26 protein-coding genes are annotated in these 26538 nt (G+C 56.8%); 18 read left to right on the top strand and 8 right to left on the bottom strand.

Annotation, left to right across the window (positions count from 1 at the left end; all coding sequences use genetic code 11):
• Positions 1–5: 5 nt before the first annotated feature.
• From MARLIPOL_RS02835 to pdxR, 4 genes are all read right to left on the bottom strand, one after another.
• Entirely contained in the window at positions 6–896 is an 891-nt protein-coding gene (locus tag MARLIPOL_RS02835) for a haloalkane dehalogenase (RefSeq protein ID WP_036190613.1), read from the bottom strand.
• A 20-nt stretch (positions 897–916) separates the two neighbouring features.
• Positions 917–1660, bottom strand: a complete 744-nt coding sequence (locus MARLIPOL_RS02830) for a maleate cis-trans isomerase family protein (RefSeq protein ID WP_012136562.1) — start codon at positions 1658–1660, stop codon at positions 917–919.
• 47 nt (positions 1661–1707) lie between these two features.
• Complete coding sequence (locus MARLIPOL_RS02825; protein WP_012136561.1) at positions 1708–2604, bottom strand: carbohydrate kinase family protein; 897 nt, start codon at positions 2602–2604, stop codon at positions 1708–1710.
• A gap of 76 nt (positions 2605–2680) precedes the next feature.
• Positions 2681–4147 (bottom strand): MocR-like pyridoxine biosynthesis transcription factor PdxR, encoded by a 1467-nt coding sequence (pdxR, locus tag MARLIPOL_RS02820; protein ID WP_012136560.1) that lies wholly within the window; start codon positions 4145–4147, stop codon positions 2681–2683.
• Positions 4148–4257: 110 nt separating this feature from the next.
• Between pdxR and MARLIPOL_RS02815 the strand changes: the two genes are divergently transcribed.
• Positions 4258–4854: a pyridoxamine 5'-phosphate oxidase family protein gene (locus MARLIPOL_RS02815; RefSeq protein WP_012136559.1), complete on the top strand. Its 597-nt coding sequence runs from the start codon at positions 4258–4260 to the stop codon at positions 4852–4854.
• Positions 4855–5064: 210 nt separating this feature from the next.
• Positions 5065–7002 (top strand): alpha/beta fold hydrolase, encoded by a 1938-nt coding sequence (locus MARLIPOL_RS02810; RefSeq protein ID WP_012136558.1) that lies wholly within the window; start codon positions 5065–5067, stop codon positions 7000–7002.
• Between the two features lie 61 nt (positions 7003–7063).
• Here MARLIPOL_RS02810 and MARLIPOL_RS02805 read toward each other — a convergent pair whose 3' ends face one another.
• On the bottom strand, positions 7064–8803 hold the full coding sequence (locus MARLIPOL_RS02805; protein ID WP_012136557.1) for a SulP family inorganic anion transporter: 1740 nt from the start codon (positions 8801–8803) through the stop codon (positions 7064–7066).
• A 15-nt stretch (positions 8804–8818) separates the two neighbouring features.
• Positions 8819–9685 (bottom strand): MBL fold metallo-hydrolase, encoded by an 867-nt coding sequence (locus MARLIPOL_RS02800; protein ID WP_012136556.1) that lies wholly within the window; start codon positions 9683–9685, stop codon positions 8819–8821.
• Positions 9686–9892: 207 nt separating this feature from the next.
• Here MARLIPOL_RS02800 and MARLIPOL_RS02795 point away from each other — a divergent pair, with 207 nt between their 5' ends.
• The 6 genes from MARLIPOL_RS02795 to MARLIPOL_RS02770 all read left to right on the top strand — a co-directional run bounded on the left by MARLIPOL_RS02795 (position 9893) and on the right by MARLIPOL_RS02770 (position 18001).
• Positions 9893–11617, top strand: coding sequence for a transporter substrate-binding domain-containing protein (locus MARLIPOL_RS02795; RefSeq protein ID WP_012136555.1), 1725 nt, complete (start codon positions 9893–9895; stop codon positions 11615–11617).
• A 54-nt stretch (positions 11618–11671) separates the two neighbouring features.
• Complete coding sequence (locus MARLIPOL_RS02790) at positions 11672–13081, top strand: sigma-54-dependent transcriptional regulator (RefSeq protein ID WP_012136554.1); 1410 nt, start codon at positions 11672–11674, stop codon at positions 13079–13081.
• A gap of 288 nt (positions 13082–13369) precedes the next feature.
• Positions 13370–14839 (top strand): alanine/glycine:cation symporter family protein, encoded by a 1470-nt coding sequence (locus MARLIPOL_RS02785; protein WP_012136553.1) that lies wholly within the window; start codon positions 13370–13372, stop codon positions 14837–14839.
• A 77-nt stretch (positions 14840–14916) separates the two neighbouring features.
• Complete coding sequence (gene glsB / locus MARLIPOL_RS02780) at positions 14917–15810, top strand: glutaminase B (RefSeq protein ID WP_036190603.1); 894 nt, start codon at positions 14917–14919, stop codon at positions 15808–15810.
• 107 nt (positions 15811–15917) lie between these two features.
• Entirely contained in the window at positions 15918–17624 is a 1707-nt protein-coding gene (locus MARLIPOL_RS02775; protein ID WP_012136551.1) for a BamA/TamA family outer membrane protein, read from the top strand.
• A 53-nt stretch (positions 17625–17677) separates the two neighbouring features.
• Positions 17678–18001, top strand: coding sequence for a hypothetical protein (locus tag MARLIPOL_RS02770; protein WP_012136550.1), 324 nt, complete (start codon positions 17678–17680; stop codon positions 17999–18001).
• Positions 18002–18034: 33 nt separating this feature from the next.
• Here MARLIPOL_RS02770 and MARLIPOL_RS02765 read toward each other — a convergent pair whose 3' ends face one another.
• On the bottom strand, positions 18035–18478 hold the full coding sequence (locus tag MARLIPOL_RS02765; RefSeq protein WP_012136549.1) for a YHS domain-containing (seleno)protein: 444 nt from the start codon (positions 18476–18478) through the stop codon (positions 18035–18037).
• Positions 18479–18607: 129 nt separating this feature from the next.
• Here MARLIPOL_RS02765 and MARLIPOL_RS02760 point away from each other — a divergent pair, with 129 nt between their 5' ends.
• Positions 18608–19111 (top strand): cyclic nucleotide-binding domain-containing protein, encoded by a 504-nt coding sequence (locus MARLIPOL_RS02760; RefSeq protein WP_012136548.1) that lies wholly within the window; start codon positions 18608–18610, stop codon positions 19109–19111.
• Between the two features lie 31 nt (positions 19112–19142).
• Here the strand turns inward: MARLIPOL_RS02760 and MARLIPOL_RS02755 are convergent, their stop codons facing one another.
• A complete protein-coding gene (locus MARLIPOL_RS02755; RefSeq protein ID WP_012136547.1) occupies positions 19143–20162 on the bottom strand; it encodes an AraC family transcriptional regulator in 1020 nt (339 codons plus the stop codon).
• A 151-nt stretch (positions 20163–20313) separates the two neighbouring features.
• Here MARLIPOL_RS02755 and MARLIPOL_RS02750 point away from each other — a divergent pair, with 151 nt between their 5' ends.
• The 9 genes from MARLIPOL_RS02750 (at position 20314) to MARLIPOL_RS02710 (ending at position 26403) form a co-directional block, all read left to right on the top strand.
• The gene (locus tag MARLIPOL_RS02750; protein ID WP_012136546.1) at positions 20314–21213 is read left to right on the top strand and encodes a fatty acid desaturase family protein; all 900 of its coding nucleotides are present in this window, start codon (positions 20314–20316) and stop codon (positions 21211–21213) included.
• 93 nt (positions 21214–21306) lie between these two features.
• The gene (locus MARLIPOL_RS02745) at positions 21307–21684 is read left to right on the top strand and encodes a hypothetical protein (RefSeq protein WP_012136545.1); all 378 of its coding nucleotides are present in this window, start codon (positions 21307–21309) and stop codon (positions 21682–21684) included.
• 25 nt (positions 21685–21709) lie between these two features.
• Positions 21710–22513, top strand: a complete 804-nt coding sequence (locus MARLIPOL_RS02740; protein ID WP_012136544.1) for an SDR family oxidoreductase — start codon at positions 21710–21712, stop codon at positions 22511–22513.
• A 122-nt stretch (positions 22514–22635) separates the two neighbouring features.
• A complete protein-coding gene (locus MARLIPOL_RS02735) occupies positions 22636–23142 on the top strand; it encodes a hypothetical protein (protein WP_012136543.1) in 507 nt (168 codons plus the stop codon).
• 23 nt (positions 23143–23165) lie between these two features.
• Entirely contained in the window at positions 23166–23837 is a 672-nt protein-coding gene (locus tag MARLIPOL_RS02730) for a hypothetical protein (RefSeq protein ID WP_012136542.1), read from the top strand.
• An 81-nt stretch (positions 23838–23918) separates the two neighbouring features.
• The gene (locus MARLIPOL_RS02725) at positions 23919–24281 is read left to right on the top strand and encodes a TfoX/Sxy family protein (protein WP_012136541.1); all 363 of its coding nucleotides are present in this window, start codon (positions 23919–23921) and stop codon (positions 24279–24281) included.
• A gap of 8 nt (positions 24282–24289) precedes the next feature.
• A complete protein-coding gene (locus tag MARLIPOL_RS02720) occupies positions 24290–24673 on the top strand; it encodes a DUF2750 domain-containing protein (RefSeq protein ID WP_036190601.1) in 384 nt (127 codons plus the stop codon).
• A complete protein-coding gene (locus tag MARLIPOL_RS02715; protein WP_012136539.1) occupies positions 24673–25677 on the top strand; it encodes an AraC family transcriptional regulator in 1005 nt (334 codons plus the stop codon). The genes MARLIPOL_RS02720 and MARLIPOL_RS02715 overlap by 1 nt, the downstream gene beginning before the upstream one ends.
• A 93-nt stretch (positions 25678–25770) precedes the next feature.
• On the top strand, positions 25771–26403 hold the full coding sequence (locus MARLIPOL_RS02710; RefSeq protein WP_012136538.1) for a sterol desaturase family protein: 633 nt from the start codon (positions 25771–25773) through the stop codon (positions 26401–26403).
• Positions 26404–26538: the final 135 nt, after the last annotated feature.

The raw sequence follows: 26538 nt of genomic DNA, 5'->3' as shown, positions 1-26538 counted from the left end.
GGCGGTCAGGGTAGGGTCGAAATCAGAGTGTTAATCGCCCGGGCAAAGGGCACCGGTGAATCTTCCTGGAGGAAGTGGCCGCCTTTGAGAGTGACATGGGGCTGATCCTTTGCCCCGGGAATCCGCTTTTGCATGTACGCATCCCCTCCGCGGGTAATCGGGTCGCCGTTGCTGAAGGTGGTGAGAAAAGGTTTCTCCCAGCATTCCAGAACGTGCCATGCTTTGCGGTTGGCTTCACTCGCCGGGTCATCCGGGCGTACCGGAACCAGGCGCGGAAACGCACGGGCGCCTGCTTTGTATTTCTTGCTGGGGAAGGGCGCGTCATACGCCCGTAATTCATCCGGGCTCAATTTCCGGAATGAACCCACATTGATGATTCGGCCAATCGGAAACCAGGGGCTGTGCAGTGCGAAGTTCTTCCAGAGGTTGAACGCCGGTGGCGTTTTCTGGTCTCCCGTGGGCAGCATCCCGTTGCCTACCACAATGGCCCGGAAGCGGTCAGGGTTTTCGGCGGCGAGCCGCAACCCCAGCAGCGATCCCCAATCCTGGCACACCAAAGTGATGTTGTTCAGTTCGAGCTTATCAATGAACAGCTGCATCCATTCCATATGCCGTTGATAGCTGTAATCACCGATCGACGTGGGTTTGTCGGATTTGCCGAAACCGATCAGGTCCGGAGCAATCACCCGATGGCCAGCCGCAGCACAGACGGGAATCATGTGGCGATAGAGATAGGACCAGGAAGGTTCCCCATGCATCATGAGAACGGGGTTGGCATCGCTCGGCCCTTCATCCACGTAATGCATCCGCAGGCCGTCCAGCTCGACATAATGTGGATCAAAGGGGTAGTCGAGCAGTCGATCAAAGCGTGCATCCGGGGTTCTTACAAAATCCATAACCTGTGCCTTGTTGTTCATTATTGTGTGGGAACGTCCTCGAACAGTCTGCCCAGCCCAGACTGGTGAGTCAGTTTCCCACATAAACGCAGGGCTTCCCAGAAGCTGACCTGATTCGCTGTCAGCACGGGCTTGCCCGTGGCTTTTTCAAGATCGGTCAGCCAGGCGGCAGTGTGCAGAGCGGTGTCAGGAATAAGCAACACATCAGCATCCTTTCGGGTGTTATCCAGTGCAAAGTTGATCACGTCGTGTTTTCCCAGGGTGCCAACTTCGGCCGCCGTTACAATGCCCCGGTTTGCATGGTGTACCACGCTGATATCGAAGTGATTGAGGAACTGGCGGAATCGCTGCGCAACCTCTTCCGGATAGGTGGCAGCAATGGCTACCGTTTCTGCGCCAATGGCTTTGACTGCCCGGGCAAATGCCATGGCTGTTGTGGAGGCGGGTACACAGAGCATTTTCTCCAGCGCATCTATCTGTTTGCTGATGCCATCCAGGCCGAGCACGAAGCTGGCGCTGGTGGAGGTCCACATGACCGATTCAATCTGTGAGCCGGCAAGGGCTTCCGCGCCTTTTGACAGTCGGCCAATACTGCCCATTTCACTGAGTGCTTCAACGGTATGGGCGTCTTCGAAAAAGTCTGTGTGGATAAGCGTGACCTGGGCCGGCGGTTCAACCATGGTCCCCAGCAGAGGGTAGTCATCCTCGGCTGCATGGCCTGGGTACAGGAATCCGAGTCTGGCCGGAGGCAATGTCTGGCTCATGTGTCGCTCCTTGTTATCCACTAATCCACGCGAAATACGGGACCGATTTATCTTCTCCGGACAATGTCTTCCAGCGCGTGCCTGGAGGCGCTTTTCGCGGCGAGGCTTGTGGACGATACACACAGGGCACCACTTGCAGCGGCGAGTTGCAAGCATTCACGTTCCGGCAGGCCCCTCAGGTGGCCATACAGGAAGCCACTGAAAAAGGCATCGCCCGCGCCGTTGCTGTCCTCAATCCGGTCGACCGGGTAAACCGGCTGCTCCAGCCACTCGCCTGCCGCATTTGCCAGGGTGGCGCCCGCCGCCCCATGAGTACAGACCACCAACTGCTTTCCCTGCGGCAGTAATTGCCCCATAACCTGACGATAGTCCGGTAGGTTGTCGCTGGCCAGGAACACAACGTCAGCGGCATCGATAAAGGCCTGATGGTGGGGATTGGCGCCATCATAGTCGTGCAAATCGGTCCAGATCGGCACACCGAGCCTGACTGCTTCATGCAGTATAGGACGGGTATAGTCCAGAATGTTGATAACTGCGATGCTGCAGGTTTTCAGAGCGTGATTGATGGCGAACCAGTCGAGCGTTACCTCGCGAGCTGGCGGCTGGACGAAGATTGAGAGACGCTCACCGTTCGGCGCCATGAGATTGACATGCTGCTCCGTCGGCGCAGCGGTTTCGCTGATGAGAGTCCCGATCCCCGCCTGTTCCAGAGTCTGGCGAATCATCTGTCCCTCCTGGTCGTTTCCCACCACCGCATGAAGGGCAACCGGGACTTCCAGGGCCATGAGGTTCAGGGCCTTGCCAACACCGGTGCTGCCAACGGCCTTGTAGCTTCGGTTTGGCCAAACGGTCTGGGCGACCGCTTCGGGAAACGCATCGACATGCACAATGGTGTCGAGGGAGGCACCACCCACGACAAATACCGGTTTTATTGTTTGTTCCATCTGGCTGATCTCCCTGGCAGGGTTATTCGGTCTGAATACTGAACAGTACGCTTTCCGGGCCGCTGCCAGCTCCCCCTCACCGAGAGTCGGGGGGAATGAGTCCCGGGGTGGAGCGACCAGGATCATGGAGCAGATGGGTGAGTGCTCTCACACAACCTTCCATCTGTTTCTCGCTGGCACTGGCGAATCCCATGACCAGGCCTGTCTGACCCGGTTCTCGCAGGTAGTGGGCGCTGAGCGGTGTGCTGCCAAAACCGTGGGTTTTCAGTTGTTGGTGCAGAACCCGATCATCGAACTTTCCTTCCAGCACCAGGTGCATGCCAGCGCTCTCTGCCACAGGCCGCACCAGGCCGTCGAGGTCTTCGGTTACCCGTCGCTGGAACAGTGTCCATTTATCCCGGTAGAGCTGGCGCATGCGGCGCAGGTGGCGGGTGAACTGACCGCTGTCGATGAACTCGGCGATGGTTGCCTGGGTGAGCAGGGGCGTTTCCCCTCCGCTGAGTTGCTTGGCCCAAAGGACTGCGTCCACGACTTGCTCAGGGACGACCAGGTACCCCACCCGCAGCGATGGCATCAGGGTTTTACTGAAGCTGCCGACGTACAGCACCGGGGCGTTGTCGAACATGCCCTGAATGGCGGCAAAGGGCTTGTTGAAAAAGTGAAACTCGCTGTCGTAGTCATCCTCAATAATCCAACAGTCATTACGCTGGGCCCAGTTCACCAGAGCCATGCGTTCGGATAGGTTGAGGATACCTCCCATCGGATACTGGTGGGTGGGCGTGCAGAACAGCAGTTTGGCCGGACCCAGGTTGGCCAGTGCTTCGATATCCAACACCCGGTTTTTCAGGGGCACAGGCACCAACGGGTTGTTGAAACGCCCCAGGGCGTGGCGTGCACCACGGTAGCCGGGGTTCTCACAGAGGATCCGGTCCTCCGGTTGCAGGAAAACATCGGCAACAAGCGACAGGGCCTGCTGGGCACCGTTGGTGATAATCACCTGATGCTCAGTGCAATGCACCCCGCGGGATGATCGCAAGTAGCTGGCTATGGCCCGTCGCAATGGCTGGTAGCCCTTTATGCTGTCATAACCCCGCAGTGACCAACGGCTTTCCTGATGGTGAAGAATCCGGTTCCAGCTGCGGATGGGAAACGCATCCAGGTCTGGTAGTCCGGGCTGGAAGGGCAGGTTTGTGTCTTCGCCCATCATCAGGTTGTTGTGGGGAGGTACCGGCAATGGTGGCAGGGCATTAACGGTGGGAATGGGGCGTTCAGGTCCGGGGACGACAGGCCTTACAATGGTTGTGATGTCTTCATGAACAAACACGCCTTTACCTGCCTGGCTTTGCAGGAATCCCTCCGCTTTAAGCTGATCGTAGACGGCATTCACCGTATTCCGGCTGACCCCCAGGTCTCTGGCCAGCTGGCGGCTGGAAGGTAGCGGGCTGCCTGGCAGGTATCGCTGCTGAACGATGCGCTGAGCCAGTTGCTGATACAACTGATACTGCAGTGATGCGGTGCCATCGAGCCGGATATCGTTAATCATGCAAACTGGTCCTACAAAAGTTCATAATCTGGATCTTTTGATGGTATCAGATATGCCCTTCAATAGACGCGTACGTTTTATGGATTCACTGTTTATTGAAGGAGTACCCGATGGCAATCACGGACAGGACTTCGAGCATCACATCCCCTCTGGCCTGCTGCCCGCGCAGTCAGGTGAAGCGGACAGCCAAGCGCGCCAGTTATGAACGGGCACCGGTTTACGCTCTTATCGATCGTTTGAAAACTGGCCATGTAGCGTTTGTGGAGGACGGAGAGCCCCGTATTGTCCCGCTGACGGTCTGGCGTCTGGGCGACGACCTTTACCTCCATGCCCTCAACGGTGGCCGGATGTCACAGCGCCTGTCATCAGGAACATTGCTGTGCATTTCCTTTGCGGTTACGAACGAGTGGGTATTGACCAAGTCCGCCTTCAATCACAGTGCCAACTATGAGTCCGCCGTCCTGTTTGGCCGGCCTTTGCGAGTGACGGATGATCGGGAATTCGACGCAGCATTTCGGGCGATTATTGATCAGCTGGAGCCAGGCCGCTGGGATCAGGTGCGTTCACCCAACGCGAAAGAACGGAAGGCCACGGCGCTTTTCCGGGTGGCCATTGAGGAGGGCGCTTTCAAGAGCCGTACCGGAGGTCCCAGTGAAGAACCTGAAGATATGACGTTGCCAGTCTGGCACGGAACTGTTCCGGCCTGACAGCGTGTTGCGTCACTGCTGATCGTCACGAAGAGACACTGGTTAATGGATGGTCTGCATTGTCTTGAAGTCTGTCCATCAGGGGCATCATCCCGATGAAAGGCTCATTTTGTCTTATCGGGCCTTTCTCGCGACGAAACGGAACACAATGTGATGTTTCGTCGTTGTTCTCGTTGAGCGCCCTAATTACAAAAACAAGGACAACTAATCATGTCTTATTCCTTACGCCGCTGTGTGCGTCTGACACCCTTTGTTCCACTATTGCTGACCCTGACCGTTGCCGGTTGCGGCGGATCTGGATCTGATGATGCCGCTTCGGAACAACCCCCTGCTGTTGCCGGGGAATCGGAGCAACGGGCCTGTGACAATCCGGGGAACGGCACCGCTCCCCAGTGCGAATTGCCTGATGTGGTCCCCGTGACCTGTTCTGAGGACACGCCGACCGAGGGAGGGCGTAGTTACCCGGTCATGCTGGATTCAGCCAGCGGTGAAACCATTGCCTTCCAGGTACTCGAGCCGATTGGTGGTATCGACTGCGAGGTAGGACACCCATTGGTGCTGCATGGTCATGGTTTCGGCGGCTCACGCACTACCGAAGGTTTCGAGAACTATCGCGAAGCCGGCTTTACCGTCATCTCTATCGACCAGCGGGGCTTCGGTGAAAGCACCGGTACCGTCCGGGTGATGGACCCCGAGTTCGAAGGCCGTGACCTGATACAGATTCTGGATTGGGCCGAAGACAATCTGGACTATCTGCAACGCCGGAATGAGCCGGATCTGCCAGAGGAGTTGAACCCCAATCTGGTGGCCGGTGCGATAGGCGGCAGTTATGGTGGTGGCTTTCAGCTCTTATTGCATGGCCAGGATCCGCGCCAGCGGCTCGATGCCCTTGTGCCGGACATCACCTGGTACGATCTGCGTTATAGCCTGAATCCCGGCAATGTGATCAAGACCGGATGGGATCTTGTGCTGGTGGCAGGGGGCGAAGCTGGTTCTACTGCCATCGGGAATGGCGGTCTGGACCCGATCATCCGCGAGATTCTTGTTCAGGGGGCAACCTTGAACCGCTTCCCGGAAGCCGGTCTCGATTTCTTTTACTACCACAGCCCGGCCTATCGTTGCACGGGCGAGCCGGTGTCGGTATCTGACACTCCTGATTTGCTGAACTACCAGATCAATCCGCCCGCCTTTGATGTTGCCCCCACACCTTATCCGAAGGTGGACGTGCTGCTGACTCAGGGCATGAAAGACACGCTGTTCAACTTCAATGACGCCTGGCGTAATTTTGAATGCCTGCAGTCTCTGGGTGGTGATGTTCGTTTGCTGACCCATCAGACCGGTCACATCCTGCCGGTGGAAGCGCCGGACGAGGCGCAACCAGCTGAATACGTGGATCCGACGGCAGGATTGCTGGAAATTCCCGGGTTTCAGGGTGCGGCGGGGCAGTTTGCCTGTGGCGATATCTCAATATCAGACGCAACGTTGAACTGGCTTGAGCACCATTTGCAGGGTAAACCGCTGGCCGGCTATTTTGATGGCACCGATTCGGAGGTCTGCCTTTCCCTGGGTGATGGCCAATCCATCTCAGTGCCCATGGACTCATTCCCTGCGCCTGCCCTTGAGGGTGGAGAGCTCCAGGGGGAGTCGGTGGTCGAGCGGACCGTAGTGACAGACATGCCGGTCGCCTCCGGATACGAAGCCGTGGCAACCGCCCCCCAACCGCCTGCGGCACTCTTGCTGGGGCAGGCGGGTGAGAACGGCGCGACACTGGGCGGCATTGCTACGGCCAGGCTCACGGTCTCGGATCTGACTGGTCGCTCATCCTGTGAAGTAGAGCTCGACCCCTATGCAGCTGGTTGTGATCCCATTGTGTTTGTCGGCCTCGGCAAGCGTGTTGCGGGTGAGAGTCGCTGGCAGCTGATTGACGATCAGATCAAGCCGGTGAGAGGCCTGAAGGACCAGGAGGTCATCGAGCTGGTCGGCGTGGCAGAGGCGCTGGCACCCGGTGATGAGCTTGCTCTGCTGGTTTACGGATTCCATCCACAGTACCCGGCTAGCTGGTCAAGGGATGCACTGGTGCCTTACGTTAACCTTGAGGGCACGGTACAGGTGCCGGTGTTGCAGGGTAAGTTGTCAGGCAGTATGTGATCCTATGCTGAAACGCCCGGCTCGGTCAGGAAAGGCCGCGCCGGGCGCACCGTCTGGACTGTCAGTCTGGAGTGCACAGGGTTGTTGGTTTTTTCGCAAGCGCCTTCCATGCGTCGTAAGTGCTGAGAAAGATCTGGCCGGTTAGCTCTTCACAAAAAGGTGTCCGTCTAAGGCGATCCATGACCGGGCCCTTCACTTCTGCCAGATGCAGGCGGATACCGGCATCGTCCAGTCGGCGGTTGATTGCTTCGAGGCTTTCCAGGGCGGAGGCGTCTATGTCATTGGTCGCCTGGCAGGCCAAAACCAGATTTTTCATCTTCGGATGATCGGAGACCAGCGCCATAACGGTGTCTTCAAGGTAGCGGGCGTTGGCGAAATACAGGCTCTCATCCACGCGGACAATGACTGTATTCTCATCGGTCTCCACCTTGTGGCGCAGTACGTTACGGAAGTGCTCAGTGCCGGGGATCCGACCGACGATGGCGCTGTGAGGACGACTCGTGCGGTAAAGATGCAGACCGATCGAAAGAGCGACGCCAACGGTTATGCCGGCCTCAACGCCGTGCACAAGGGGCAGGATGATCGTTGCCAGCATGGCTGCACCGTCCGCCTTCGAGTAGGCCAGAGTCCTTCCGATAGCAGGCAGGTCAATCAGAGTGCTGACGGCAATAATGATGGTCGCTGCCAGGGTTGCTTTGGGCAGAAAGGCCAGAAGACCGGTAAGAGTCAGAGTAGCAACCGCAATTCCCACGGCCGTCAGAATGCCGGCAATGGGCGTCTGGGCTCCTGCCTCGAAGTTGACCACGGACCTTGAAAAGCCGCCGGATACCGGGGAGCCGCCACTGACACCTGAGGCCATGTTGGCCAGGCCAAGGGCAATCAGTTCGGAGTCCGGCTCAATTCTCTGGCGCCTTTTTGCTGCAAGGGTCTGTGCTACGGAAACGGACTCCACAAAGCCCACCAGACTGATCAGGATGGCTGCAGGTGCCAGAGTGGCCCAGATGTCAGGATCCATTGACGGAAGGCTGATATCGGGAAGGCCGCTGGGCACCTCACCCACGAGGTTGACGCCTGCCGCGCCAAGATTGAAATACCAGGCCAGTGCCGTGGTGACTATTACCGCAGTGACCGGAGCAGCCTTGGTGGAAAGATCTGCCAGCCGTTCCGGAAGTCCGGCGGCAATGAGTGCACGCTTCAAGAATTTGCGGCAGATATAGAGGAAGAGCAGGGCGCCAACTCCGATCTGCAGGGTCACCGGATTAAGCTCACCCAACTGATTCCAGAGTCTGTGAATCATCTCCAGAAGGTTATGGCCACCACCCTGGATGCCCAGAATATGGCCAAGCTGGCTTCCGGCAATAAGGATGCCGGATGCAGTGATAAACCCCGAGATGACAGGGTGGCTGAGGAAATTGGCGAGAAAGCCCAGGCGCAGAAGGCCCATGGCAAAAAGCACCAGGCCCGAGAGTGTGGCCAGGACCAGGGCGGCACCGACGTATTCCGGTGTGCCTGAGTCTGCAATTCCGCCCAGCGCAGAGGCTGTCATCAGCGATGCTACGGCCACCGGGCCAACCGCTAACGTGGCACTGGTCCCAAACATCGCATAGGCCACCAGAGGGATCATGCTGGCGTACAGGCCAACTTCCGGGGGCAGGCCAGCGAGCAATGCATATGCCAGAGCCTGGGGGACCAGCATGAGGGTGACGATGACCGCTGCCAGCGCGTCGCTGACAAACGTGTCACCCCTGTAGTCCTTGAGCCAGCTCAGAATGGGCAGGAACCGGATAAGACGATTCGCCATACATTACTTCCCCTGTCAGAAAAGGTTGATGGGGACTTTCAGGTATACCTGCCCGTTATCCTCAGTCGGGGGCATATGGCCCGCTCTCATGTTGACCTGTACCGATGGCAGGATCAGCCGCGGCATGTCGAGTGTTGCGTCCCGCTCAGTCCTGAGTTTGATGAACTCGGCTTCGCTCATGCCTTCGCGAACATGGACATTGTTGGCGCGTTGTTCGGCCACCGTTGTTTGATATTGAAATTCATCCCGGCCGGGCGCCTTGTAGTCGTGACATAAGAAGATCCGGGTTTCCCCGGGAAGTGCCAGCACCTTCTGAACGGAAAGGTAAAGTGTATGGGCATCACCGCCGGGGAAGTCGCAGCGCGCGGTTCCGGCATCCGGGGCAAACAGGGTGTCTCCCACAAACGCCGCATCACCAATGACGTAAGTCAGGCAGGCCGGGGTATGTCCGGGCGTATGCAGGACGCGGCCTTCCAGATTGCCGATACGGAAGGTATCCCCTTCCTCAAACAACCGATCGAACTGACTACCGTCTCGGGCAAACTCAGTGCCGGCATTGAAGGCTTTGCCAAAAATTTCCTGAACGTCAACGATCTTTTTGCCAATGGCGGTCTTACCGCCCAGCGTTTCATGTAGGTACGGCGCTGCGGACAGATGATCGGCATGAACGTGGGTTTCGAGGATCCATTCGACCGTCAAGTCGCCATCTTCGATATAGCGGATGATCTCGTTCGCCGAACGAACGTCCGTCCGGCCGGCCGCATAGTCGAAGTCCAGTACCGAATCGATAATTGCGCAGGCATGACTGTCGGGGTCTTTTACGACGTAACTGAAGGTGTTGGTCGGTTCATCAAAGAATTGTCTGACTACTGGTTTTTGCATAGTCGTTCCTCCGTGTGGAGCATCGGTCATTAATAGCAGACACTAAACCACACTTTTGGTTCTATGCATAGATCTCAATTGAATATGCTGTTTAATAAAGCTGATAGTCAAACTCGATGGAAGGTCGGATGGTTTGCGCTTTCCGTGAGCCCGGCCCGGTGCTAGTCTGCGTCTCCGGCTATCTCCATAACGCAGGCAATGAATCCAGTGCAGTTTTTCTCGACCGACCAGGCCGCCATACGTTGGCTTCAGCTGTTTGCACTACTGTTGTGTGTGGTGATCTCGCTGTCGACTGAGGCGGCTCCACTCGAGCGTAGTAAGCAGCAGATTATTGTGGGCGGAGACCACTACCATCCTCCCTACGAGTTTATCGACGAGAATGGCGAACCCGCAGGCTACAACGTTGAGCTGACCCGGGCGATTGCCGAAGTTATGGGGATCAACGTCAGGATCGAGCTGGGCGAGTGGTCCGAGATGCGCAAAAGGTTTGTCGATGGCCAGATCGATGTGCTTCAGGGGATGTCGTATTCTGACGAGCGCGCCAAGGTCTTCGATTTCTCGCCACCCCATGCGATTGTGCATCAATCAATCTTTGCCCGGCGCGGCGATCCGACAGTTGATGTGAGCGGCCTGAAGGACAAGGAAGTCATCGTCCAGAGTGGTGACATCATGGAGGATTACCTGATTGAGCATCAGGTCGGTGCCAGGCTGATGCCCGTCGATACCCATGCCGACGCGCTGCGCTTGCTGGCTTCCGGAAAGGGAGACTATGCGCTGGTAGCCAACCTGCCGGCGCTCTACCTGACCCGGCAGTTGGGGTTGACCAACATTGTGCCGGTGGCGAGACCCTTCTCGCTGTCGTACAGCTATGCTGTCAGGAACGGCCAGTCGGACCTGCTGGCCCAGTTTTCCGAGGGCTTGGCGATTCTCAAGAATACAGGCCGTTATCAGGAGATTTACGATGAGTGGCTGGGGCCGCTCAAAGAGGATGGCGGCATTGCGTGGAAGCTGATCGGGCAGGTCGGCGCCGCGGTGTCCGGTACGCTGCTGTTGGTGTTGGGCAGTATTGTGATCTGGAACCGGACGTTGCAGCGGGAAGTGGACAGCCGTTCCAAGGCTCTGCGTGAACATCAGCAGCAGTTGATTCAGGCCGACAAGATGGCGTCACTGGGTGTCCTGGTCTCCGGCGTGGCCCATGAGATCAACAATCCCAGCAGCCTCCTGCTGCTGAACCTGCCGGTGTTGCAGGAGGCCTACGCGGATTGCCTGGATATACTTGATGCTCACTATCGCGAGCATGGAGATTTCATGCTCGGCGGGCTCGAGTACTCGCGTATGCGGGATGAGATTCCCCTGATGCTGGATGAAATGCTGGAAGGCAGTCACCGCATCAAACGAATTGTTGGCGACCTCAAGGACTTTTCCCGCCACGGCAGTACGGATCTGACCGAGATTCCGGATTTCAACGCCGTCGTTGTGACGGCAATTCGTTTGGTAGACAACTCAATTCGCAATGCGACCTGGCATTTTGAGGTTGACTACGGTGCCGACCTTCCAGCCCTCAGGGGCAACGCCCAGCGGATCGAGCAGGTGGTGATCAACCTTATTGTGAATGCCTGCCAGGCACTGGAAAATCAACAGCAGGGTATATTTCTCCGGACCTATTCCGACACTGATAAAATGGGTCAGCCTCAGGTAATTCTGGAGGTCAGGGATCAGGGCTGTGGTATGGATCCTGACGTCATGGGCCGTCTGACCGATCCGTTTTTTACCACCAAACGCGAGAGTGGCGGTACCGGTCTCGGGTTGTCGGTGTCGGCCGGTATCGTGCATGAACACCAGGGGCAGCTGACCTTTGATTCCAGGGTGGGAGAGGGAACCACGGTCCGACTGGCCCTGCCAGCACTAAAGCCTGCACGACAGACTGATTGAGAGTGCCGACAAAACCCCGATGAATATGCGCAGATGAGACTGGAGCCACGTTCAATGACGAAGAGTCTGTACCCCACGTTTGGCGTGTTGCTGGTGGACGACGAGCCCTCGTTTCTGCGAAGTCTGGGGATCGCACTGGAACGCAGTGGCGGTATCACTCATATCCGCCGCTGTCAGGATAGCCGCGACGTGATGGGTATATTGGCGCGGGAGAATATCGGGCTGGTCACGCTTGATCTGACCATGCCGCACATTGGTGGTGAGACGCTGCTGCATCAGATTGTAGAGGAGCACCCGGATGTGGGGGTGATCGTCATCAGCGGGTTGAATCAGGTAGAAACAGCCGTCAACTGTATCAAGATTGGCGCTTTCGATTATTTCGTCAAAACTGACGAGCAGGACCGATTGATCGAAGGTATCAAGCGGGCTATCCGGCTGCAGGAGTTACGGCAGGAAAACCAGGCGCTGCGCCGACATGTCCTCAACGATACGCTGGACCACCCCGAGGCTTTCGCGCCTATCGTCACTGCCGATAAGGGCATGCGATCAGTGTTCCAGTACCTGGAATCGGTCGCGGTGAGTCGCGAGCCAATCCTGGTCTGCGGCGAAAGCGGGACTGGCAAGGAGCTCATCGCCCGCGCTACACACACCCTGAGCAAACGCCCGGGATCGTTGGTTTGTGTCAATGTCGCCGGGCTGGATGACAACATGTTTGCCGATACGCTGTTCGGCCACCAGCGTGGTGCATTTACCGGGGCCGATACGGCGCGGGCCGGCATGATCGAGCAGGCAGCGGAAGGGACTCTGTTCCTCGACGAGATCGGTGACCTTAGCATGGCATCCCAGGTCAAGCTGCTGCGGTTGCTGCAGGAGGGAGAATACTACCCCCTCGGTAGTGACCGGCCGAAAAAGCTGCGGGCCAGGGTGCTGGTCGCGACCCATCAGGACCTGGCAAAGAAGCAGGCGGAGGGGGAATTCCGCAAGGATCTCTACTACCGCCTGCGTACCCACCATGTGCAGATTCCTGCGTTAAGGCATCGCAAACAGGATATACCGTTGCTGCTGGAACATTTTCTCGCCAGGGCCGCCGAGGAGATGGGAAAAGCCAAACCGGTCGCGCCTGCGGAGCTGCCGGTGCTCTTGTCCAACTACGATTTTCCCGGGAACGTGCGGGAGTTGCGGGCGATGGTGTATGACGCCGTGGGCGTCCATCGTTCCCGCATGTTGTCGATGGCTGTGTTCAAGCGAGCCATCGAGTTCAATGATTCAGAGGCCACTCGCGCCCCTGTCGAGCAGCGCTCTGTTTTCGTCGCCGACGAGCCGTTACCGGCGCTGCGTGATGTGGCGGATTTGCTGGTGCAGGAGGCGATGAGGCGTGCCGAGGGCAATCAGTCCATTGCATCGCGGCTGTTGGATATCTCCCAGCCGGCGTTGAGTAAGCGAATGAAAAAGCTGCAGTCCTGATCGCCTGAGCGAAGGTCGAACCCCTATAACCTTCCGATCTGCTATAACCTCGCCGATTGTCGGTAACATGCTGATATTTAGCTGTTAATTTCCATCTCGACCGAATTGTAATGTTTCAGGTTATACCCCTTCCTGATGTGTGGCTCCCCCTTTTGAATCTTAATATATCTATTTAAAACATAGATTTAAGAAAGTTTTTCAAGGTTGGCTCAGTGCTTGCCTTATCCCCGGTGGCACTGTCGTTAGATGGGCGCCATACACTCACAACAACAAACGTGGAGGTTCCTGATGCTGGAACTGTTCAACGACATCCTCTGGGGGTATGTCCTCATCGCAATGCTGATCGCGGTCGGTATCGGTTTTACCGCCGCATCGCGCTTTGTGCAGTTTCGTTACTTCGGTCGAATGTTCCGTATTTTTGGCGCAGGCCAGATGTTCCGTCGTGATAAACACGGCCACCTGAGTTCGTTCCAGGCGCTGCTGCTGTCTGTCGCCGGTCGCGTCGGTGGTGGCAATATCGCCGGCGTTGCGGTTGCCATCACCCTGGGTGGGCCTGGAGCCATATTCTGGATGTGGGTCGTCGGCCTGATGGGCATGGCGACCAGTTTCCTGGAGTGCACGCTCTCTCAGGCCTACAAAAGGGCCGAACCCGATGGCACCTACCGTGGCGGCCCTGCCTATTACATCTCACGCGGGCTGGGACAGAAGTGGAACTGGCTGGCGGTTGTCTATTCAATCCTGCTGCTGGTGACCTTTGGCTTCGGCTTCACGGCCTTGCAGTCCTACTCCGTCGCTACATCGTTCGAGGATGCCTTTGACATCCCCGTGCTATACACCGGCATCGCATTGGCGATCATCGTCGGGGTCATCATCTTCGGCGGTGTCAAGCGTATCGCCAGAACGGCTGAGGTGCTGGTGCCAGTTATGGCATTTGGTTATCTGGCAATTGCGGTGGTGGTACTGGCGATGAATGTCGAACAGGTACCAACGATGCTGGCGCTGATCGTCAAGAGTGCGTTCGGCCTGGAGCCTGCTGTTGGTGGTGGTATTGGCGCCGCCATACTGATGGGCGTGAAGCGGGGCCTGTTCTCTAACGAAGCCGGGCTTGGCAGCGCACCAAATGTCGCCGCCGTAGCCTATGTGCCGCACCCGGTAAACCAGGGTGGCGTGCAGGCGCTCTCGGTGTTCATTGATACCCTTGTGCTGTGCACCTGCACCGCACTGATTATCCTGCTGGGCACCGCCTATGACCCGGCGCTGGGTACCGATATCGGCGGGGTGGCCCTTACCCAGGCATCGCTGGCCACTCATATCGGTGAATGGGGCCGAGAATTCGTCAGCGTTGCGCTGATGCTTTTTGGTTTCAGCACCATTCTTTACAACTACTACCTGGGGGAGAACAGCCTCAACTTCTTTAGCGAAGGGAATCATATGCTGTTCAACGCCTTCCGCATTGCGGTCATCGTGCTGTGTGGCTGGGGTGCGACGACCGATCTCAGTACTGTCTTCGGATTTGCAGACGTGACGATGGGCTTGCTGGCGCTGGCGAACCTGCTTGCGTTGATTATGTTGATGAGACCCGGGTTGAGGATCCTGCGCGACTTTGATGACCAGGTCGAAGCCGGTATCCAGCGGCCAGTGTTCGATGCCGCCAACTTTGCCGATCTCAATATCGACGCGACCGCCTGGAAAATCGAACCTGAAGACCGTCAAAGGACTGACCGATTTGTCGCAGAAAGCGTCGCAACCACACGATGAATCTGTTAGCGCAATCCCCGGGCGTGAGGATGTCCTCGCGCCCGGGTACTTCATCGCTGACTGACGGAACTGAAGATATACAGGCGTGGCTGGAGGATATCCATCAACAGGCACGTACCCGGCTCGGCCAGGGGCATGTTGCGAGCTACATTCCGGCGCTGTCAACGCAGGATGCAAATCGCTTCGGTATCGCGATTTGCACCAACGACGGCCGCGTATACACCGCTGGCGATGCCCGGGAGCCGTTCTCGGTCCAGAGTATATCGAAGGTATTCCTGCTGACACTGTCGCTGCGAGCCTTTGGTAACGCACTCTGGGAGCGGGTCGGGCTCAACCCTTCCGGCATGCCGTTCAATTCTCTGGCACAGCTTGAGGCGGAACGCGGCAAACCGCGCAATCCTTTCATCAATGCCGGAGCGATTGTTGTCGCGGACTCTCTGGTCAGCGCTTTCGCGACACCGGTACAAGTCATCCAGGATGCGGCGCGGCGTCTGTCTGGTAATGCATCCATACTGATTGATCGTGACGTTCTGGCGTCGGAATGGAAGCACCGTTCGCGGAATGCGGCGATGGCTTATTTAACGAAGGCGTTTGGCAACATCAATAACGAGGTCGATGATGTGCTCTACGCCTATTTCGCCTGTTGTTCGTTGAGTATGAATTGTGTCGATCTGGCGGTGGCACTGAACTATCTTGCCGCAGAGGGGTATTCCCGCAAGACGGACGAGCAGTTCGTGGAAGCGGAGTTGGCACGCAGAATCAACTCGCTACTGTTCACTTCCGGCATGTATGACGCGGCTGGCGAGTTCGCCTACCGCGTCGGTCTGCCGGCCAAGAGTGGGGTTGGTGGTGGCATTGTGGCGATAGTGCCGGGCCAGTTCTCTGTCTGTGCCTGGTCGCCGGCGCTCGACGATAATGGCAACTCTGTGGTGGCCCAGTATGCGCTGGAGCTGATGTCGGACAGGCTTTAAAAGCTAGCGTGGTTCGGCGACAGTGATAGAAAAACATGGCTTCCATTGGCTGTGAACTTCAGGCAATCCTTCGCACTGACGCAGACCGGAACAGGCGCTATAGTTGGATGATGCTTAGAACGTGCCGCCCCCTGCTGGTTTCCTGGATATCACTTTTCAGTTTGTGTGCCTGGGCCCAGCCCCATGCAGAAGACTGCGTCGCCAGCGAGATTCAGCCGGAGGCAATTGATCTTGATCAGCCCCGGGAGCTGCTTGCACGCCAGAGCGATTTGGTCATTCCGGAGGGTGCCCGCATCGGCCGGATTCGTATTGTTCGGCGGCCGATTTTTGATATCAGTGATCCTGAACAGGACAATGTTCTTTATCGGATGCTGAACACTCTCAATATTCCCACCTGGGAATCGGCTCTGCGTGCCCAGTTGGTATTCGAAGAGGGGGATCTGTACGAACCGGGGTTGATCTCTGAATCTGAACGTCTCCTCCGTCAGCGAGAATACCTGACCGCTGCCTGGATCGGCGTGACTCATGTCTGTGGGAGCGAGGTAGAGGTGAGCGTTCTGGCCCGGGATACCTGGACGCTGTTTCCTACTGTTGGGGCTTCGCGGGCTGGCGGTGAGAGTACCACCAACACCGGACTGTCGGACCCGAATTTCCTGGGCTCTGGCAAGAGTGTGGGTGTGTCCTACACAAGGAATCCCGATCGCACAGAGACCGGTGTGTATTTCGATGATCCGAATGTCCTCGGTTCCCACTGGCAGAGTGGCTTTTCCTACGATAGGCGCAGCGATGGTCGAGGTCGCAGCGTTTACCTGGAACGCCCGTTCTACAGCGAGCAGGCAGACTGGCGTTTCGGGATCAGCGGTGTGGACGATATTCGCGAGGAGTCCCGTTTCGTGGGGGCGGTAGACATCGCCGAATACCGCCGTAGTCGTGAATTCGCTAGTGTCGACGTAGGTTGGCGGCTGGCGGAACGTAATGATCGGCAACTGCGGTTGCTGGCCGGTTATCGCTACGATGCTTTTGAGTTTGAACGCCTACCGGATGAGCCTGGACTGGACGTGCTGCCGACAGACCGGACGTTGAGTTATCCGTGGATTGGTTTTGATTACCGCGAAAACCGGTTCCGGGAGATGACAAATCTGACCCAGTTGCAGCGGGTGGAGGACGTGCGGGATGGGTTCGTGTGGCGCACGGAACTGGGCTACTCCTCCCCCGGCCTCGGCGCCACTGAGGACCGTGTTGTGTTGAACATGGATTTTCAGGACGCACTGTTGGCCACTGAGACCAATTTCGCCCGCTACGGGATCATCCAGAGCGGAACCTGGCGGTTCGATGAGAACCGTGTCGAGAATCTGTTGGGAACGCTCAGCGTGGAGTATTTCCACGGCGGTTCGGTACGCTGGAATAGCTGGTATACCAATCTGTCCTTCACTGCGGCCCACAATCTGACTGTAGATCAGCAGCTCCTGATCGGCGGTGACAATGGCCTGCGGGGCTACCCAAGCGAGTATCAGCAGGGCAACCGGCGGGCGCTGTGGACACTGGAACGACGCTACTTCCCTGACTGGCACCCCTTCAAGCTGTTCCGCTTGGGCGGAGTGCTGTTCACGGACGTGGGACGGGCCTGGTTCAGTGACGGCCGGAACAACGGTCCGGATCAGGGCGTGCTGAAAGATGTTGGCTTCGGGCTGAGGCTGGCATCCAGCCGGATCGAGGTACAGCGAATGCTACACCTGGATTTTGCTTTCCCGCTGGATGGTGATGACAGCATTGACGAGATGCAGGTGCTGTTGCGGGGAAGGACCCGCTTCTAGCAGAATACCCGGCTCTTGTTGCAAGTCTTTAAGTCAAAGGAGAGTCACGGCTAATGTCTGAAGATCCCCTCAAAGCTCTGTCCGACATGGCCAGCGATGCACACGCCCGCATCCAGGCTGCCCATCAGCACATAAATCCTGTGGTGGAAGTACGCCGTGGCATGCGCGATGCCGGTATACCAGCCGATGTCATGACCATTGACTGCCTGCGCACCCGCCGACGCATCACGCTTATCCTGCATGACGGACAACCGGGTATGATGCTCTACCAGTTCGTGACCATGGATGTTGAAGTGGGTAACGACTTTAAACAGATGCCCTTGTCCGATGTGGCTGTGGATACGCTGTTTGACTGGATGCAGGATTACTTCGGCTGAGCTGAGGTGCTCAGATCTTGATTCTTGTCTGGCTTACTCCAACACCTTCGGCCAGTTCGCATCCGCTTGACGTATAAAGGCCTCGGTATCTTTCAGCCAGCGGTTTTGCACCGATTCGTCGTAGTTCAGGAACAGGCGCCCATACCTGATGGCCCAGTGTTGTGGATCGCCTTTAGCCAGATACCCCTGACTGACCGCCCAGGCACAATAGCCGCCATAAGCCGGGGCGTAGCGCTCGGGGGTTTCCTCGAAAAGGGCCAGGTTTTCCGCCGTTGAGAAACGCCAGGTGGCGCCCATGTATTCCGTTATATATTTCGTGGAGCCTCTGATTGGTTCCCCTGCCTGGAAATAACTAACGGTGTCGTAGCCGCCGGCACCAGTATTGCTCAGAAAGCCGGTGTAGACGGGATCCTTGTCAGCCAGGGCATTGCCCGCTGAAAGCAGGCCTATAGTCAGGAGAATGAGAATTTTAATCATGCGGTTGCCCTCCAGATGGGATCTACTTATTAGGACAGCGACGGCCGTGATTTGTTACAGGCAAACGCCGCTGGAGCCCTGTTGGGGGCGAAGCTATACTCAGTGGAGTAATAACCAAGTGGTAGATGTATGCGTGAGATTGATGCTCTGGAATTCTGGCAGGCGCAGGGTTCCGCTTATTTTCGTGAGCTTTCGACCTTTGGTGCTCTCACGGATGATGTGATACTGAGTCTGTTGCAGGGAGGGCGAGTGCTTAGAATCGATGCGGGGGAGGGGCTTTATACTGTTGGTGAACGTAGCACCGCCTTCTATATCGTTCTCATCGGCACTGTTAATACCTATATGCCGCGGAGTGACGGTGGTTGCACGCTCGCACGTTGCCATCAGCCGGGTGACGATATGGGATTCGTGCCGATGATTGCTCTCCAGGACCACCCTGCAAGCACGGAGGCAGCAATCGACTCAGTGGTCCTCGAGATCACCTGTGGCCAGTTTCTCGAGCTGCATCAGCAGGATCCGGACGCTTTCGGGGTGATCCTGTTGAACCTGGTTCGCGGTATGGCCAGGGCGATCATCCGTATTGCTACTGTCCTGGCAGACCAGGACAGTGAGCTGCACAAATTATATAAATAGTTGGTTCTCTATCGACCTGTCCAGAATCGTTCTATCTGGGACTGTGCATTGCTCGATACTCCCCTGGAGAGCAGCCCATCCAGCGTCGAAACGCACGGGTAAAACTGGCGGTATCTGTGTATCCGAGATGGATGGCCAGTTCTTCCTGTTTCATGTCGCTGCCTTCGAGAAACTGCAGGGCAATTTGCCGGCGCTCTTCCTCAACCAGGGTGCGAAAGCTGGTGCCTTCCTGATCCAGTTTCCGGCGCAGGCTGCGTGGTGACAGAGCCAGTGCCTGGGCAATTTCGTCAAGTGAGGCGACCAGGCCCAATGGGCCGTGCAGTTTCTGACGCACCTGACCCGCCAGGCCGCTGGTCTGCAAACGCTCCAGGCGTCGGCGACACTGGTCGTCCAACATGCGGACAAGGTGCGAGTCGTAAGTGGACAGCGGCTGATCGGCAATATCGCTATGGACCACAATGGCGTTTCTTGCACTGTGGTATGTCGGCGTGATGCCACACAACTGCCCGAGGCACTGAGCATGCTCCGGCGGAGCTCCCTGAAACTCCAGGGCAACAATATCGACACTGGACAGGCTGAGTTCCTTGAGGAGATTGAGCCCCGTGGCAAGATCACGCTCCAGGAGAAACGGGCGCAGGTGATGAGGGATTGGTTGCGCGTCCATCGCGACGCCGAAACAGTTGCCCTCATCAATTCTCGATATTCTGCAATAGGCGGTGCTCAGCGGCAGGTATCGCATGGCCCTGGCGATCGCCTCGCGCAGGGTCCGGCTGGTACGCATGGCAAACCCCCAGATCCCGAAGGTCGCAAGACTGTATTGAAGGCCAAGCTGGAAGCCCAGTGCTGGCGTTTCAGGCAGGGCAAGTATCAGGTTCTCGATCAGGCGCATTTCCTGACCCCGGGTAATCAGCGCCTCGCCATCCAACAAGTCCTGGTCGCTAATGCCGGTTCCCAGCAAGCAAGTATCCCGGTCCACCCCGTGGCTGGCGGAAAAGTTGATCATGACCTGGCTGATCGCGACGGGATGCAATGTGTTTTCAAAGTTCGACATGGTGGAAAGTCTACCCCGGCACCGTCATCTTGGACAGTAGTCTGACGCCCTGGCCATAAATGCCTTCCGAATGGCCATTGCGGTCCTGTCTGGCTGTTCTGGCCCTGATTAGACTGGCATTCGTACCCACGTCCAATTCGGAGGTTGTTCAATGTCACAGGATCTTGCTGTACTCAATAAACAGGCGATTGCATCCGCCAAACGCTACATGGGGCATGTGTCCTGGCCCACTGTCGTTCTGGTGGCTGCGGTGTCTGTCGGATTCGTGCTGAATCTGGCGCTGTTCGCTCTCGGGGTGATATCAGCCTGGGTGGCTTTGCCTGTCCTGGGAGCCCTGACCTACATGTCCTACACCCCCCTGCATGAAGCAGTGCATGGTAATATTCATGGCGGGCAGGAGTCGTTGAAGTGGCTGAACGATCTCTGCGGCTACCTGGTCGCGCCGATGATTGCGATACCCTACGCATCACACCGGGTTGAACACTTTACCCATCACCGCTACACCAATCAGCCGGACAAGGACCCGGATTATATGGTCAGCGGCATGGGAAAGGGGCTGGTTTCTGCGGTGGTCACGGTGATCAGATTCCTCTGGGTTCAGAACAGCTTTTTCGTCAAACAGCACTGGGGTACGGCATCGTTTAAAGATCGCGCCATCTATTGCCTGGAAGTGCTGGCGTCTGTGGGCTGGCGAGTGGCTTTTGTTGTGGCGGTGGATCAGCCCGGGACCCTCAGCGTTATCCTGTTGGGCTACCTGCTGGGCGGCTTCTTCACGGCTTACTGGTTTGCCTATCGCCCACACATTCCCTACCAGGACGCGAAACGGTATCGCAACACAAACAGCCTGATTATGCCGAAGTGGATGAAGCCGCTGGAGTGGTTCTGGCTCGGCCAGAACCTGCACTCGATTCATCACCTGTTCCCGCGTGTGCCGTTTTACCGATATCATGCCTTGCATCGTGATATTGAACCCATTTTGCGTGCCCATGGCACACCGATCGTGGGCATCTTCAGCCGCCAACCGTTGGAAGCAGGCGCTGAACGCCACTGATGGAGAATGTGGAGTCCCGGGCACACTGACTTGGCTCGACGGTGGAAGACCTTTATGATCCGGGGCTCATATCACCACAGTGGAAACCTTTCTATGCAGTTCCCCAAAGCGACCGTCATACTGGTTTCAGCCGCGTTGGTTTTCGTCGTATGGGAACAGTTCCGTGACCGGCCAGCTCCCGTTAACTCCGCCCGTTTCACCGATCTGTCATCCAACCCGGCAGAGCGTAGTGACGTGGTTGACTGGGTGGTCGCTCAGATCCCCGCTCTTTGCGAACAGTCCTCTGGCGGGGAAAAGGAGAGCACAGCCTATTCTGAATGCGTTAAGCGTGGTGAGTCCCGAACCTCTACATGTCGGCGCGAGATCTACGACGCGTTTCCGGGGGTTATCGCTTCCGAGTCGCTTTTTCGGGATGTGTCGATCACGATGATGAATTGTCTGGTACCGCAATCCGGGTTAATAAACCCGTAACAATAACAATCTGAGAGGAATACTCATGCCGACTCAAACCATCTGGATTACTGGGGCATCCTCGGGTATTGGTGAAGCATTGGCTGTCCGCTTTTCCCGGGATGGGGCCCGTCTCGTGCTCTCCGCCCGGCGGGAAAGTGAACTGGAGCGGGTTGCGGAGCGATGCCGGGAAGCCGGCCTTGAGGCTGACCAGGTACTGGTGCTGCCGCTGGATGTGACGGACTGGGAAGGCTTGTCGGGGTCGGTTCAGCGCGTGCTTGATACCTTTGGGGGCATTGATCTGCTGGTCAATAATGCCGGCGTGTCCCAGCGTTCGTTATGCAAAGATACCGATATGTCGGTCTATCAGAAGTTGATGGATGTCGACGTGATGGGCCAGATCGCGCTCACCAAAGCGGTACTGCCACACATGCTTGAGCGTGGTACCGGCCACCTGGCAGTGACGGCCAGCGTGGCTGGCAAGGTGGGCGTGCCTCACCGCACGGGGTATTGTGCCGCCAAGCACGCCGTCATGGGCTTCTTTGATGCCTTGCGGGCGGAAGTGGAAGATCAGGGCATTCACGTTTCAACGATCACGCCGGGCTTCATCCGGACGGATATTTCGCGCAATGCGCTGGCCGGTGATGGCAAGGCCTTTGGGCAGGAGGATGACGATATCGCCGGTGGTATGGATGTGAACGAATGCGCCGAAGTGATCTTCAAGGGTCTTCAAGCAAAGAAGCGGGAGATCCCGGTAGGCAAGGGCAAAGAAATGGCTGCGCTCTGGATCAAGCGGATTTCCCCGAATGCGCTGTTCCGGATTATAAGGATGCAGAACCGGAAAAGCTGATGAGCGAATACACCGATCACCTCCACGAAATCTTCCAGCACTTCGGCCTTGTCACCATTGATTGAGGAAATCATGTTGATTGACTAAAATTTAATCATCGCTCTGCTTGGAGTACGAATCTCATGATCTCCTCAGGCGCTTGTTTTGAATCTTCCATAAGCCTGCGTGCAGTTCGTACGTTTTCCCTGTGGTTGTCTGCTGCCTTCCTCTGTTTGATGATAACCTCGACAGCTGGAGGCGAAGAGGTCCTGGTGCAGCCAGCGGACAATGCGCCCATGTCGGTTCTGGATGGTAAGACCTTTAAGGCCACGCTGGGGAGGGGGGATGATGCGCCGATCGACGATTTTCTGGTCTTCAAGGATGGTCTGTTTGTGTCTAAAGAGTGCGAGGCGCGTTGCGGTTACGCGGAGGCCGAATACTGGGTGCGGGCTGAGGGAGACACCATTGAGATGTTCGCGGAGTCGCCCTGCTTGAGATCCGACGCAATTATTATCTGGGAGGGGACGGTCAAGGGCGAAGAGATAGAAGGGACATATACCTGGATTAATAAACGTTGGTACTGGACGTTCGAGAAGGAATTCGAGTTCAAAGGTCGGTTGGTGGATGTCTCTACTGCAACCAATAACTGATCTTTACAGCAACAGGCTGATTCATGGACACGCAGGCTAAAAGAAGACTGGCTGGCATCCTGAAGCTCCTCATTCTGATCGCGCTGATCGTCGTTGGTAATCTTTTCACCCGGGGTGTCCTGGAGGGCATGGAGGTTTCGATTCGGCCCTCTAACGAGCCAATGCTGCACCGAATCATCGTTACCTCGATGATTGCTTACGTTTTCCTGATGGCGATTCCGTTTGTTCCTGGCGTAGAAATCGGGCTGGCCTTGATGATGCTTCTGGGGCCCAAGATTGTTCCGCTGGTCTACGGCTGTACTCTGGTTTCTCTGTGTCTGGGGTTTATGGTAGGGCGCTTCCTTCCGGAGGCTATGATCAGCCGGTTCCTGATGGATTTGCATCTTTTCAGGGCAGGGCGATTCATTGAAAGACTGCAGGGGCTGGACAGCCAACAGAGGCTGAGTTTAATGCTTGAAAAATCGCCTCGCAGGCTGGTGCCCCTGCTTTTGCGGCATCGTTTTCTCACCTTGATGGTTGTGATCAACTTTCCGGGAAATATGATAATCGGTGGCGGCGGCGGTCTGGCGATGGTTGCGGGAATAAGCCGTTTGTTCTCCATCCCTCAATTCATCCTTTCAATTGCGGTGGCCATCTCCCCCTTGCCGATTTTGCTACTGCTTTTTGGAGACATGGTGGGAGGCTGGCCGGTTTAGTACAGTGAATGCCTCGAACCTGATGGAAAGTCCCAGCAATGCGCTGTCCCGGCCTGTCAGGATACACAACCGGAAAAATTGATGAGCGAATACACGGATCACCTCCACGAAGTCTTTCAGCACTTCGGGCCCATCACCATCCGCAGGATGTTCGGTGGCTACGGCATCTACCATGACGGCCTGATGTTCGCGCTGGTGGCCGATGAGGCCCTTTACCTGAAAACCGACAGGGTGAACGTGGGCGACTTCGAGCGCGAGGGCCTGGGGCCATTCGAGTACGACAAGGGCGGCAAGGTGGTCAAAATGTCCTACTACCTGGCCCCGGACGATGTCCTGGAAGATCCCGAGCAGGCGGCCATCTGGGCCCGTCGCTCATATGAGGCTGCCTTGCGGGCACGTGGTAAAAAAAACCTAAAGCCTCTAGGGGCGGAAATGTACAAGTGAGCAAGTTAATGAACAAAAATGAATTACAAAGTGTTCTTGAATCAGACGGCGAAGAACGGTACGACTACTTCCTGAGCCAGGTGCTCGAAGAGCGTGAGATCTGGATTCTGGTGAACGCAGAGAATCGCTTCCTGAAAATCGTGTCTGAAGACGGCGATGTGGAGCACTTGCCAGTCTGGCCCAGTGAGGCCTTCGCGGCAGCGTATGGCAAGGGGGCTGATGATCTCACCCCGAAAAGCATTTCCCTGCCGGATTTCTTCCGGAAATGGGTGCCGGGATTGACGAAAGATGGTCTGGATATCGGGGTGTTTCCCGGGCTGGATGAAACCCTGTGGATAACAGAGCCAGAAGAACTGAAGCGTGACCTGCAGGATGAAATGTCGAGTTTCTGATGGCTGAGAAAAGCGATAACGGCATTTTTCTGCTGATGACCTACCAGGCGATGAGCCGGGCCGGGCTGGATTGTGCCGCTATTTTCGCCAGTGTTGGCATGCCTGACGAGCCACCTGACCAGCAGTTGCGTCGGAAAAACTCGCCCCAGCATCAGTTCTGGTCCGCCGCGGAGAAGATCAGTGGTGACCCGGACATTGGTCTTCGCATTGGCGACTTGATGCCGCCGTTTCGAGGACAAGTGATTGAATACCTGTTCCTGAGCAGTCCTACCTTTGGCGATGGCCTTGAACGCTGCATTCGCTATCACCGTTTGCTGACAGATGCCTTGCAGTTCAGCCTGCGGATGGAGGACGATGTGGCCGTGCTCGCTGGTCTGGAGCACCCGGTGCGTCACTATCTGGAGTGTGCTACCAGCGTGGTTCTTCGTTTTCTGCGGCACGTGTCGGAGGGCCATTTCCAGCCCCGGGAAATCTGGTTCACCCATCAGGATGGCGCTGTGGCGGAAACCTATGAACGGGTTTACCAGTGTCCGGTGCGACTCGGCATGCCAGAGGGCGTGATTCGCTTTGAGCCCGACGTGCTGTCCAGAAGTTCCCTGACGGCCGAACCGGAACTGTTGGCGATTCATGAGGATCTGGCGAACGCCAAAATGGCGGACCTTTCCCGACGGGACTTTTTCTTTCGGATGGAGAACGAACTCGGTAACTTGCTGGAGCGGGGCACGGTCTCCCTGGATACTCTCGCGCAGCAGATGGGCATGTCCCCCAGGAGCCTGCGTTCGGAGCTCAGTAAAGCGGGCACCAGTTACAAGGCGGTGCTGGCGGGATTCCGGGAGAAGCTTACCCGACGGCTGCTGGCCCGAACACAGGAACCCATTGATCAGATTATCTACCTGACCGGGTTTTCCGAACCCGCTGCCTTTTCCCGGGCGTTCAAGCGCTGGACTGGGGAAACGCCAACGGCTTACCGATCGCGCAAGCAACAACAGAATCCCGATATTTGATCGAGGTGACGCGTCGCAGACTACCCAGGATCAAAGAAACTGGGGCAGCCTGCGGCATGATTGATCCAACGAAGCAACAAATGAGGATTGATCATGCTGGGGTTTCCGATTGCGATTCTGGGCGCCAACGCCTTTGAGTGGTACGCACACAAGGTCTGGTTGCATGAGTACCCGTCAAAGCATCGTAATGCGCCATTTTTTACCCATATCCGCCACCACAAGCGGGCACGACTGAACCAGTTTGAGGATGAGGGCTATCGCGAGTCCATGTGGCGGGATCAGGAGATGTTCAACGAGAAAGTTGCACTGATAGGTTTGTGTGTTGTCTCTACCTCCGTGTTGCCCGTAGCGCCGTTTTTTACTCTGGGTGCCTATTACAGTGCCTGGCAGTACTGGAACAAGCACAGTAAGGCCCACCTGGATCCCGAGTGGGCAAAGCAGAACCTGCCGTGGCATTACGACCACCACATGAATTCCAATCAGAACGTCAATTGGTGCGTCACCCGACCCTGGTTCGACTACATTATGGGAACGCGTATTATTGGAGATCCTGAAATCGCTGAGTCGAATCCTTTGGGAATGAACCTGCCAGGCTGGCTGGAGCGCCCGGTGAATCATGTCGCCCGGCGGGTGTTACCCAGGGCATTCCAACGCCTGGATGAGAATCGGCGAGAGGAAAGCCAGCGTCAGGCAAAAGGACAAATGACTGATATAGTGGCGGCTTGAGGATTGTTTATGGTGGAGAGACAGGGAGAAGGACTTGGAAGCATTATTCATTGTTCTGGTTGCCGGCATTGTTTTGCTCATTCCTGTCGGCTCGCTCCTTGGATTTCTGGCCTATAGGCAGCGCGGTGATCAGTC

The organism is Marinobacter lipolyticus SM19 (assembly GCF_000397065.2).
Lineage (GTDB): Bacteria > Pseudomonadota > Gammaproteobacteria > Pseudomonadales > Oleiphilaceae > Marinobacter > Marinobacter lipolyticus.
This window is presented reverse-complemented; position numbering and strand designations above follow the sequence as displayed.